13 protein-coding genes are annotated in these 11,474 nt (G+C 68.2%); all 13 read left to right on the top strand.

The window, feature by feature from the left end:
- Positions 1-160 precede the first annotated feature (160 nt).
- On the top strand, positions 161-658 hold the full coding sequence (locus VFR64_20515; protein ID HET9492121.1) for an NADH-quinone oxidoreductase subunit B family protein: 498 nt from the start codon (positions 161-163) through the stop codon (positions 656-658).
- Between the two features lie 7 nt (positions 659-665).
- On the top strand, positions 666-1,118 hold the full coding sequence (locus tag VFR64_20510) for an NADH-quinone oxidoreductase subunit C (GenBank protein HET9492120.1): 453 nt from the start codon (positions 666-668) through the stop codon (positions 1,116-1,118).
- Between the two features lie 13 nt (positions 1,119-1,131).
- On the top strand, positions 1,132-1,767 hold the full coding sequence (locus tag VFR64_20505) for an NIPSNAP family protein (protein HET9492119.1): 636 nt from the start codon (positions 1,132-1,134) through the stop codon (positions 1,765-1,767).
- The gene (locus VFR64_20500; protein HET9492118.1) at positions 1,764-2,936 is read left to right on the top strand and encodes an NADH-quinone oxidoreductase subunit D; all 1,173 of its coding nucleotides are present in this window, start codon (positions 1,764-1,766) and stop codon (positions 2,934-2,936) included. Before VFR64_20505 ends, VFR64_20500 begins: the two co-directional genes overlap by 4 nt.
- The gene (gene nuoH, locus VFR64_20495; GenBank protein HET9492117.1) at positions 2,933-3,928 is read left to right on the top strand and encodes an NADH-quinone oxidoreductase subunit NuoH; all 996 of its coding nucleotides are present in this window, start codon (positions 2,933-2,935) and stop codon (positions 3,926-3,928) included. Before VFR64_20500 ends, nuoH begins: the two co-directional genes overlap by 4 nt.
- Positions 3,918-4,463 carry an NADH-quinone oxidoreductase subunit I gene (locus tag VFR64_20490; GenBank protein ID HET9492116.1) on the top strand — a complete coding sequence of 182 codons (546 nt, stop codon included), beginning with the start codon at positions 3,918-3,920 and terminating at the stop codon, positions 4,461-4,463. Before nuoH ends, VFR64_20490 begins: the two co-directional genes overlap by 11 nt.
- Positions 4,460-4,951 (top strand): NADH-quinone oxidoreductase subunit J, encoded by a 492-nt coding sequence (locus VFR64_20485; protein ID HET9492115.1) that lies wholly within the window; start codon positions 4,460-4,462, stop codon positions 4,949-4,951. The genes VFR64_20490 and VFR64_20485 overlap by 4 nt, the downstream gene beginning before the upstream one ends.
- A 55-nt stretch (positions 4,952-5,006) precedes the next feature.
- Entirely contained in the window at positions 5,007-5,312 is a 306-nt protein-coding gene (nuoK, locus tag VFR64_20480; protein ID HET9492114.1) for an NADH-quinone oxidoreductase subunit NuoK, read from the top strand.
- 3 nt (positions 5,313-5,315) lie between these two features.
- A complete protein-coding gene (nuoL, locus tag VFR64_20475; GenBank protein ID HET9492113.1) occupies positions 5,316-7,133 on the top strand; it encodes an NADH-quinone oxidoreductase subunit L in 1,818 nt (605 codons plus the stop codon).
- Positions 7,133-8,653: an NADH-quinone oxidoreductase subunit M gene (locus VFR64_20470; GenBank protein ID HET9492112.1), complete on the top strand. Its 1,521-nt coding sequence runs from the start codon at positions 7,133-7,135 to the stop codon at positions 8,651-8,653. The genes nuoL and VFR64_20470 overlap by 1 nt, the downstream gene beginning before the upstream one ends.
- Positions 8,650-10,059 carry an NADH-quinone oxidoreductase subunit N gene (locus tag VFR64_20465; protein ID HET9492111.1) on the top strand — a complete coding sequence of 470 codons (1,410 nt, stop codon included), beginning with the start codon at positions 8,650-8,652 and terminating at the stop codon, positions 10,057-10,059. Before VFR64_20470 ends, VFR64_20465 begins: the two co-directional genes overlap by 4 nt.
- Before the next feature lie 171 nt (positions 10,060-10,230).
- Complete coding sequence (locus tag VFR64_20460; protein ID HET9492110.1) at positions 10,231-10,857, top strand: TetR family transcriptional regulator C-terminal domain-containing protein; 627 nt, start codon at positions 10,231-10,233, stop codon at positions 10,855-10,857.
- A 2-nt stretch (positions 10,858-10,859) separates the two neighbouring features.
- Complete coding sequence (locus VFR64_20455; GenBank protein HET9492109.1) at positions 10,860-11,459, top strand: sigma-70 family RNA polymerase sigma factor; 600 nt, start codon at positions 10,860-10,862, stop codon at positions 11,457-11,459.
- The last annotated feature ends 15 nt before the right edge of the window (positions 11,460-11,474 follow it).

Below are 11,474 nucleotides of genomic sequence, written 5' to 3'. Positions count from 1 at the left end.
ATCGCGAGGGGGTGCTGGAGTGGAAGTGAAGGCCCCCCGGCCGCAGGTGCCGCCGGCCGTCTGGACCGAGTTCAAGGATCTGCAGGAGTGGGAGAAGTACCACCAGGAGCGCACCGGCAACGACCGCACCTCGGAGGCGCTCAGCTCCATCGCCGAGGCCATCCACCACTTCCCGGGCGGCTGGCTGGTGACCACCTCGACGGAGAAGATCTTCAACTGGGCCCGCAGCTCGTCGCTGTGGCCGGTGACGTTCGGGCTGGCCTGCTGCGCCATCGAGATGATGGCCACCTTCGCCTCGCGCTTCGACGTCGAGCGCTTCGGCATGGTGCCGTGGGCGTCGCCCCGCCACTCCGATCTGATGATCGTCTCCGGCACCGTCACCATCAAGATGGCTCCCATGCTGAAGCGCATCTACGACCAGATGCCGGACCCCAAGTGGGTGGTGTCGATGGGCTCGTGCGCGAACTCCGGCGGTCCCTTCCGGCACGGCTACCACGTCGTCAAGGGCGTCGACCGCGTCGTGCCGGTCGACGTGTACGTGCCCGGCTGTCCGCCCACGCCCGACTCCCTGATGTACGGCCTGCTCAAGCTGCAGGAACAGGTCGCCGAGTTCCAGCAGACGGGCCGACGGTCTGCACCCTCCACGCGAGAAGGCTGATTCGCGAGTGACCGCCGCCGAGGTCGCCAGTAAGGTGCGGGAGCAGTTTGGGATCGATCCCGGTGTCGAGGGCACCCTCCTCACGGCAGCCCTGCCGGTCCAGCGGTGGACGGAGTTCGCGGGCTTCGCCCAGCAGCAGCTGGGCTGCCGGTACTTCAGCTGGCTCAGCGCAGTGGATTGGAAGGCCGAAGGGCTCGAGGTGCTGTGCCGGCTGGAGAACCTCGAGGCCCGGCTCGCCGTCATGATGCGGACCCGACTCGGCGGCGGCGTGACGCACTGTCCGACGCTGACCGGCCTCTTTCCCGGCGCCGACTGGATGGAGCGGGAGTGCTACGACATGTTCGGGATCGTGTTCGACGGACATCCCGATCTGCGACGGATCCTCCTGCCCGAGGACTGGGAGGGCCATCCGCTGCGCAAGGACTACGCGGTCGACACGTCCCATCACCCCTACCGTTGACGGAGGAGGAGCCATGGTTCACGAGCTCCGCACGTACACGCTGATGCCGGGCAAGCAAGGCGAATACGTCAGGCTGGCCGCCGAGGTCGGGCGAAAGGCGCGCGGCGACAAGTACGGCAAGCTCGAAGGGTACTGGACGTCGGAGTTCGGCACCCTGAACCAGGCGGTCCACCTCTGGAGCTACCCCGACCTCAACGAGCGCGAGCGCCTGCGCGCGGAGCTGCAGAAGAACGAAGACTGGACCAAGAACTACGTCGCGCAGAGCCGGCCCATGCTGGTTGCCCAGGAGAACCGGATCCTGTCGCCTCAGCTCCCGCTCAGGCCGCCGAGCGGGGACGGTCACCTCTATGAGCTGCGATGGTACCGGACCCAGCCGGGCAAGGCGCCGGAGTGGATCTCCCACATCAAGGCGGTCATGCCCGTCCGCGAGAAGTACTCCCCGAACGTGGGGCTGTGGATGACGGAGATGGGGTCGCTGAACGAAGTCGTCCATCTGTGGGCGTACCGAGACCTGAACGAGCGGGCCGCGGTGCGGGCCAAGGTCACCCAGGACCCGCAGTGGCAAGGCTTCCTGGCCAAGGGCTACCCGCTGCTGCTGGAGATGAAGTCCATCATCCTGGTTCCGGCGCCCCACTCGCCGATGAAGTGAGCGACGTCGGCGTGCCGCCCACCCGCTCCACGATCGAGGTCGGCTACGGGGGCAACGAGCGCCTCATGATGAACATGGGGCCCCAGCACCCGTCGGCCCACGGCGTGTTCCGGGCGATCCTCACCCTGGAAGGCGAAGAGGTGGTCGCGGTGGACGCGGTCATCGGGTACCTCCACCGTTGTCACGAGAAGCTGGGCGAGACCCTGACCTACGTGCAGTACCCGTCCATCGCCTCCAAGACGGACTACGTGGCGGCCATGACGTCCGAGCTGGCCTATGTCATGGCCGTCGAAAAGGTCGGCAAGATCGACGTCCCCAAGCGGGCCGAATACCTGCGCGTCGTCGTCGCCGAGCTGCAGCGCATCGCCTCCCACTGCCTCTGGCTGGGCACCTGGTGTATGGACATGGGCGGCGCCCTGGGCGGCGGCGCCACGGTGTTTCTCTACACGATGCGCGAGCGCGAGACGATCCTCGATCTCTTCGAAGCCCTCACCGGCGCCCGGCTGCTCTACGGGTTTCACCAGGTGGGCGGGGTGCGCTACGACCTGCCGGCGGGATGGGCCGAGCAGTGCCGACGGACGGTCCAACAGGTCGCCCAGCGCGTCGACGAATACGAGGCGATGCTGGAAGACAACGCCTTCTTTCTGGTGCGCACGCAGGGGGTGGGCACGATCTCGCGTGAGCTGGCCCTGGGCATGGGCGTCTGCGGGCCGCTGGCCCGCGGCTCCGGCATCGATTACGATGTGCGCCGGACCGAACCGTACTCGTCCTACCAGGACTTCGACTTCAAGGTTCCCGTGGAGACGGCCGGAGACTGCTACGCGCGGTACCGGGTGCGCATGCAAGAGTTCCGGGAGTCGATCAGGATCGCGACCCAGGCGCTGGACGGCTTGCCGGCGGGCCCCATCTCGTCGCGGCCCGGGGTCAAGTCGGTCGGGCAGGTGCGGGTCCCCAAGGGCGAGGGCTACGGGCGCGTCGAGGGGGCGCGCGGCGAGGTCGGCTGCTACCTGATCAGCGACGGGGGCCCCAAGCCGTACCGGATGAAGTGGCGCGGGGCGTCCTTCTCGAACCTGGCCGTCCTGCCCCACATCATCCCGGGCCACAAAGTGGCCGACGTCGTGGCCATCATGGGCTCGGTGGATCCCGTCTTCGGCGAGGTCGATCGGTGACGCTGTCCCCGGTGGCCCAGGCGGTCATCACGGCCTTCATCCTGCTCAATGCCATCGTCCTGGTCGTCACCTACATCACGCTGCTGGAACGCAAGTTCGCGGCTCGCATGCAGTCGCGCATCGGTCCCTATTACGTGGGCTGGCCCCACGGCTGGCTGCAGCCGATCGCCGACGCTCTCAAGCTGATGTTGAAGGAAGACGTGGTGCCGGCCGCCTCGGATCGCTGGGTCTACAACCTGGCCCCGATCGTCTTCCTTCTGCCCTGCATGCTGATCTTCGCCACGATTCCCTTCGCGCCCGGCCTGGGCCTGGCCGATTTGAACATCGGCGTCCTCTTCTTCCTGGCCGTCTCGGCGCTGGAGATCGTGGGCCTGTTCATGGGGGGCTGGGGCTCCAACAACAAGTACGCGCTGCTCAGCGCCATGCGCGCGGTGAACCAGATCATCTCCTACGATCTGCCCTTCATCTTCGCGGCGCTGATCCCCGTGGTCCTGGCCGGCTCGATGCAGATGTCGGCCATCGTCGTGGCCCAGGAGGGGCTCTTCGGCTGGTACGTCTTCTACCCCGTGATCGGGCAGCTGGGCTTCCTGGCCTACCTGATCGCCACCCTGGCCGCCGAGAACCGGGTGCCGTTCGACATCCTGGAGGCGGAGTCCGAGCTGGTGGCGGGCTTCCGTGTGGAGTACAGCGGGATGAAGTTCGCCCTCATCCAGCTCGGCGAGTACGCCCACATGGTGGGCACGTCCTTCCTGGGAGCGCTGTTGTTCCTGGGCGGCTGGCTCGGCCCGGGGCCGGAATGGCTGGGCCCGCTCTGGTTCACCCTCAAGGCCGTGCTGGTGTTCCTGCTCGTCACCTGGGTGCGCTGGAGCTTCGTCCGGATCCGGGTCGACCAGATCCTGGCCGTCTCCTGGAAGCTCTTGCTGCCGGCGACGGTCCTCCTCTTGCTGGTCACCGCCTTCGTGGTGGCCGCCGGCGCCGGTCGTGGGGCCTAACGGTCGGGTCGGCTTCTGGGGCGAGCTCGGGCAGCTGACCCGGGCGGTGGGGCGGGCGATGAGCGTGACGCTCCGCAACCTGTTCCGCAAACCCGTCACCCAGATGTACCCCGAGCAACCGCGTCCCTACCCGGACCGGTTCCGCGGCGTGCTGGCCCTCGTCTACGACAAGGAGACGGGAGAGGAGGCCTGCATCGGGTGTCGTCTCTGCGAGTACATCTGCCCGCCCCAGGTCATCAAGGTGGAGATGCTCAAGGGCGAGAAGCGGAACTACGCCAAGACCTTCAGCCTCGAGCTATACGCCTGCGAGTTCTGTGAGCTGTGCGTGCAGGTGTGTCCCACGGACGCCATCGTCATGCTCAAGACCTTCGACGTCGCCACGTCGGATCGGCGCGAGTTGCTGCTGGACAAGGATCGACTGCACGCCCTGGGGCTGCAGTTCCCGGTGTCCTGGGCCACCGGCAACCGGCTGCGGGACATGCAGGCTCCCCCCAAGGCCGCCCGGGGCGAGGCCAAAGGAGAGGCCAAGGAGTGACGGGAGAGGCGATAGCCTTCTGGCTGGTGGCCGCTGCGCTGGTGGCCTCCAGCCTCGCCGTCGTACTCACGCCGAACCTGTTTCACGCCGTGCTCTTCCTGGCCGCGGCGCTGGTGGCCACCGGCGTCGTCTTCCTCCTGCTGGGTTCGCCGTTCCTCTTCGCTGTCCAGCTGTTGCTCTATGCCGGCGGTGTGGTGACCATCATGGTCTTCGCCATCATGCTGACCGAGCGGCTGGTCGGAGAGCGGCTCGCCCAGACCAATCGCTGGGTGCTGAACGGGGTGATCGTCGCCGCGGCCGTGTTCGTCGGCGTCCTGGGCTTCCTGCTGCGGGCCCCCCGCGCCGCCACGTGGCCGGCGGCTCGCGACTGGCTGGGCGAGCTGGCCCGCGCGCTGACCGGCCCCTTCGCGGTCACCTTCGAGCTGCTGGGTGTGCTGCTCGTGGCGGTGCTGGTAGGCGCGATCTACTTCGCCCGGACGGAGGACTGATGGGCGCGAACAGCTCACCCACGGCTCTATGCGGGCTCGCGCCGCCGATGAGGAACTGAGCATGGGGCTGCAGGCCTATCTCGTCCTGGCCGCCCTGGTGTTCGCCATCGGCCTCTTCGGCGTGCTCACCCGGCGAAACGCCATCGGCATCCTGCTCGGCATCGAGCTCATGCTGAACGCCGTGAACATCAACCTGGTCGCCTTCGCCCGGTTCCATGCCGACCTGGTCGGCCTCGTCTTCACGCTCTTCACGATCTCGATCACCGTCGCCGAGGTGGGGCTGGGCCTGGCCATCGTCATCGCGATCTTCCGCGTGCGAAAGACGGTGGAGGCCGACCACCTCACGCTGCTGCGGGGCTAGGCCATGGACCTGACGGCCGCGGCCGTGCAGGTGCTGCTGTTCCCCTTCGCCGCGTTCCTCGTCCTCGCCGTGGTGGCGCCGCTGCGGCGGACCGGGCGGCTGGCCGGCTGGGTCTCCATCGCGGCCGCCTTCGCCGCGGCCGTCCGGGCGCTCACGATCTGGATGCAGGGCGGGCGGGCCACGGCCACCTGGTCGTGGCTCCCGGGCGACGGCGGGCCCATGGCCACGGTCGGCGTCATGGTCGACGAGCTGTCGGCCGCCATGCTGATGCTGGTGACCCTGGTCTCGCTGCTGGTCCAGGTGTATTCGCTCAGCTACCTGGACGGGGAACCGGCTCCGTCGCTCGGCCGCTATTACACCTACCAGTCGCTCTTCGCGTTCTCGATGCTGGGCCTGGTCCTGGCTCCCACCTTTCTCCAGATGTTCGTGTTCTGGGAGCTGGTGGGGCTCTGCTCGTACCTGCTCATCGGGTACTGGTACGACCGGCCCGCAGCGGCGCGAGCGGCGGTCAAGGCCTTCTGGATCACCCGGCTGGGCGACGTGGGCTTCGTGATCGGCATCGTCATGCTGTGGGCCGCCGCCGGTACCTTCGAGTTCGCCACGCTGTTCCAGATGGCCGAGCAGCACAGGCTGCCCGTGGACGGGCTCAGCACGATCATGCTGCTGATCTATCTGGGCGCCGTCGGCAAGTCGGCCCAGTTCCCGCTCCATGTGTGGCTGCCCGACGCGATGGAAGGGCCCACTCCGGTCTCGGCGCTGATCCACGCCGCCACGATGGTCACGGCCGGCGTCTTCCTGGTGGCCCGGGCCATGCCGCTCTTCGCGCTCGCCCCCGACGTGTTGGGCCTGATCGGCTGGGTGGGAGCCTTCACCGCGCTGCTGGCCGCGACGATGGCGTGCGTCGAGGACGACATCAAGCGCGTGCTGGCGTACTCGACCGTGTCGCAGTTGGGCTACATGATGGCGGCAGCGGGGGCGGGGGCGGCCGGCGCGGGGTTCTTCCACCTGCTGACCCACGGCGTCTTCAAGGCGCTGCTCTTCCTCGCTGCCGGCGCCGTCATCCACGCCATGGGGACCAATGACATCCACCGCATGGGCGGCCTGTTCCGGGCGCTGCCGCAAACCGGAGTGGTCTTTCTCGTCGGTACCCTGGCGCTGGGTGGCGTGTGGCCGCTGGCCGGGTTCTTTTCCAAGGAAGCGGTACTGGCCTCAGTGCTGGAGGGCGGGATGGTCGGCCCCTTCGTCCTGCTCGCGGTGACCGCGTTCCTGACGACCTTTTACATGTTCCGCGTGGTGCTCATCGCCTTCTTCGGGCGCGCCCATGTGGGCGGCCATCCCCACGACGCCCCGCCGCTCATGGCCATCCCGCTCTGGATCCTGGCCGCCCTCACGGTGGGACTCGGCCTCCGCTTCGCGGTCGTCGGCGCCGACGTGCCCCACGGGCCGGCATGGCTCGCCCCGCTCTCGCTCGGTCTGGCCGCGGTCGGCTTCCTGCTCGCGGTGGCCATGTACCAGCGTGCCCTGATCGATCCGGCCCGGGTGGCCGCCGCGCTGGGCCCGATGTACATGCTGGCCCGTCATCGCTACGGGATCGACGCCCTCTACGGGGCGCTCTATCGGGGGGTCATCCTCGGCTTTTCGTGGGTGGTCGGCTGGGTCGACCGCTACCTGGTGGATGGGCTGCTCAATGGGCTGAGCGCGCTGACCCTGCGCGGGGGTGACGCCCTCCGCCGACTGCAGACGGGCCAGGCTCAGGACTACGTCTACGCCGTCGCCTTCGGCGTCCTGGTCCTCCTCGTCTGGGCGCAGTGGGGCCGGTGATGCCGCTGCTCACGCTCATCACCTGGGCGCCCTTCGTGGGCGCGCTCCTGATCATGTTCACGGCGCGCCGTTCGCCTCTGGCCGTGCGGCTGATCTCCGTGGTCTCGACCGGTGTGTCGATGGTCCTGTCCCTGTGGGTCTTCGCCGCCTACGACCGGGACGCGGCCGGGTTTCAGTTCTACGAAAAGCTCTCGCTGGTGCCCCCGCTGGGCATCGCCTACGAGCTGGGCGTGGACGGCATGAGCGTGCTGATGGTCCTGCTCACCTCGATCATCATCTTCGCCGGCGTGTTCGCCTCGTGGACGGTGGCCGTGCGCAGCCAGGAGTTCTACGCGCTGCTCCTGATCCTGGTCACCGGCGTCTACGGCGTCTTCGTCTCGCTCGACCTCTTCGTCTTCTTCCTGTTCTACGAGCTGGCGGTGCTGCCGATGTATCTGCTGATCGGGATCTGGGGCTCCAGCGGAGAGATCCGGCCCCGCGGCATCTTCGCCTGGGCCGTCCGGGAGACGGGCGTAGGGACCAAAGAATACGCCGCCATGAAGCTGACGCTGTACCTCCTCTTCGGCTCGGCCTTCATCCTGGTGGGCATCTTCGCGCTGTACGTCACCGCCGGGGCCGGCTCCTTCTCCTTCCTGGAGCTGGAGGTCGCCACCTTCACTCCGGCCGTCCAGCGCTGGGTGTTCCTGGCCTTCTACGTCGGCTTCGGGATCCTGGCCGGCATCTGGCCCCTGCACACCTGGTCGCCGGACGGCCACGCCTCGGCGCCCACCGCCGTATCGATGCTCCACGCCGGCGTCCTCATGAAGCTTGGCGCCTACGGCGTGGTCCGGATGGGCATGGGCCTGCTGCCGGAGGGCGCCCGTGAGCTGGCCTGGCTGATGGGCACGATCGCCTGCATCAACATCGTCTATGGCGCGCTGTCGGCGATGGCCCAGACCGATCTGAAGTACGTGATCGCGTACTCCTCGGTCTCCCACATGGGCATCGTCCTGCTGGGCGCCGCCACGCTCACCGAGGCCGGCCTGAATGGCTCGGTGTTCCAGATGTTCGCCCACGGCATCATGACCGGCCTGTTCTTCGCCCTGGTGGGCCTCGTCTACGAGAAGGCGCACTCCCGCGAGATCTTCAAGATGGGCGGCTTCGGTCGCGCCATGCCGGGTATCGCCACCGCGTTCACGGTGGGCGGACTCTCCTCGCTCGGCCTGCCGGCCACCGCGGGTTTCGTGGCCGAGATTCTCACCTTCATGGGGGCGTGGAAGTCGGCGCACGCCTGGTGGCTGTTTCCGGCGGTGGCCGGCACGTTCCTCACCGCGGTGTACGTGCTCCGGGTGGCCAAGCAGATCTTCTGGGGGCCGCCCTCGCCACACTTCGACCATCTCGTCGACGCCCGCGGGCCGGAGTGGGTAGCGCTCGTGCTGCTGGTCGTCGGGCTCGTGGTCTTCGGCATGATGCCGGCGATCGCCCTGGCGCCGGTGGGGACGGCCACGGTGCCGTTGCTCGCGCGCATCGTGGGACCATGACGCCGTTCCTCCTCGAGCTCGGGCTGGCTGCTCTCGTCCTCGTCGTCTTCGTCGCGACGTTGCTGGCTCGGGGTGCGGACCGTCGCTGGGTGGGATGGCTGGCCACGGGCGGGGTGTTGCTGCTCGGCGCGCTGACCTGGGCCGTCCCGCCGACCCCGCCCGCGCTGGGCGGCATGTTCGTTCAGGATGGCCTGGCCATCTTCGCCAAGCGATTGTTCCTGGCCGCCACCTTCATCGGGCTTCTGGGCGGGCTCCGGCAGCCGGGTGCCGTCTTCGCGCGGCGGGCGGGGGAGTACCATCTGCTGCTGCTGACCTCGCTGCTCGGCATGCTGGTGCTGGCCTCGGCCCGGGACCTGATCCTGTTGTTCGTGGCATTCGAGCTGATGTCCATGCCGCTCTACGTGCTCTCCGGGTTCGCCAAGCGTGAGGCGACGGCGGTGGAAGCCGCCCTGAAGTTCTTCCTGGTGGGCAGCGTGTCCTCGGCGGTGATGGCCTATGGGCTGTCGTTCGTGTACGGGTCGGCCCGGACCACCGGCCTGGACGGCGTGGCCACGGCCCTGGGTGCGGGGGACCCCCTCCTGATCTTGGGGCTCCTGATGGCGTTTGCCGGCTTCGGATTCAAGATCGCCGCCGTCCCCTTCCACATGTGGGTGCCCGACGCGTACGAGGCGGCCGGCACGCCCTTCGTGGCCTGGCTGTCGGTCGCGCCCAAGGCGGCCGGCTTCATCGCCCTCTTCCGCGTCTACTTCGAGGGCGTGGGCCCGGAGGTCGCGCGGTGGATGCCGGTGGCGTCGGGCCTCGCCGCCGTCACGATCGTGGCCGGCAACCTCATGGCGCTCCCCCAGCAGAACACCAAGCGGCTGCTCGCGTACTCGGGCGTCGCCCACATCGGGTACATGCTGGTCGGGGTCGCGGCGGCTTCGGCGACGGGAACAGCGATGGTGCTCTTCTACCTGGTGGCGTACGTCTTCGGCAACATGGGCGCCTTCCTGGTGGTCGAGGCCGTGGCCCGCGCCGAGGGCTCCGAGCACGTGGCAGCCCTCCGTGGCCTGGCCCAGCGCGCCCCGCTGCTGGCCCTGGCGATGCTGCTGTTCCTGCTGTCGTTGGGTGGTATCCCGTTCGTAGCCGGCTTCTGGGCGAAGCTCTACGTCTTCTGGGCAGCGGCCGGAGCTGGGCTGTACTGGCTTGTCCTGACAGGCGCCATCCTGACCGTGGTCGCCCTCTTCTACTACCTGATCGTCGCCAAGCGGATGTACATCGACCCCCCACCACGGATGGCGCGGGTGCCGATCGAGGGGACGCTGGCCGTTGCCCTGATCCTGTGCGTCATCGGGGTCGTCGTCCTCGGCATCTACCCGAAGCCCGTCGTGATGGCCGCCCTGCGGGTGGCGGGCCCGCTGTTTTAGTCGGAGGGGCCTCGACGGCTCGACGGCCCCCTCCCAGGCCTCCCAGGACGGGGATTGCGCCGGCGGAGCCGGCGCCGGGACCCAACCCTGGCCCCAGAAAGTAGGGGTTGACGGGTAGAGGAAGCGTGGGGTACTGTCTGTACCGACCGGTCGGTACAACCGGTTGGTACAATGATGACGACCCAGAGCAAAGTCCGAGAGGGCAGGCAGACGCGAGAGGCGATCGTCGCCACGGCGACCCGTCTGATGTCGATCAAGGGCTACCACGGGACTTCGCTGGACGACGTGCTCCGCGAGAGCGGAGTGGGCAAGGGCAGCTTCTACCACTTCTTCCGGAGCAAGGAGGAGCTCGGCCACGCCATTCTGGACACGATCATCAGCGGGTTCCTCGAACGGACCCTCAACCCCTGCTTTTCGGATCCCCAGGGCGATCCCCTGGGCCAGATCCGCTGCTTCCTGGACCGCATCGTCGCGGCCCAACGCGCCCACAACTGCGTGGGGGGGTGCCCTATGGGCAACCTGGCATCCGAGCTTTCGGACGTGCACGAGGGTTTCCGGGCCAGGCTGGCCGAGGTGTTCTCCGCGTGGCGCGACCGCATCACCGAAGCGCTGCGAGAAGCCCGACACCGCCAGACACTGAGCGAGGCTTGCCGCCCCGAGGCCGTGGCGCACTTCCTGGTGGCCTCTCTCGAGGGCGCGATTCTCATGACGAAGGTGACGAAGGACATCACGGTGATGGAGCAATGCGTCGACGAGGTCAAACGCTACCTGACAGTGTACGGGAGCGAGCGCCGGTGAACATGACCAGCGCACGCCGTGAAGATCCGGACGCGGTGCTGGTGGAAGCGCTGCGGCACGAAGCGCCCCGGGCCATGGAGCAGCTCGTGGAGCGCTTCGCCGACCGGGTCTATCGGCTCGCCCTCCGCATCACCAGCTCGCATCAGGATGCCGAGGAGGTCACCCAGGACGCCCTGTGGACGGCCGGACGGAAGGTCCACACCTTCAAGGGCGAGTCCGCGTTCGGCAGCTGGCTCTACCGCATCACGGCCAACGCCGCCTACATGAAGCTGCGATCGCGCCGGGCCACGGCCCGGGAGATCGCGCTGGACGACGTCCTGCCTTCCCTGGACGGCGGGCACTTCGAGCCCCTGGACGACTGGTCGCCCAAGGTGGACGAGCAGGCGCTACAGGGCGAACTGCGCGAGGTGCTGGAGCGGGCTATCGACCGACTGCCCCCCGACTATCGCACGGCGCTGGTCCTGCACGACATCGAGGGCTTGTCGAACCCCGACATCGCCGAAGCGCTCGGCATCAGCTTGCCGGCGGTGAAGTCCCGGATCCACCGCTCCCGCCTGTTCTTGCGCAAGGAGCTGAGCGCATACCTGGCTCCCGCCGCCTGAGCCTCGCGGTGAGCC

The organism is Candidatus Methylomirabilota bacterium (assembly GCA_035709005.1).
Lineage (GTDB): Bacteria > Methylomirabilota > Methylomirabilia > Rokubacteriales > CSP1-6 > 40CM-4-69-5.
This window is presented reverse-complemented; position numbering and strand designations above follow the sequence as displayed.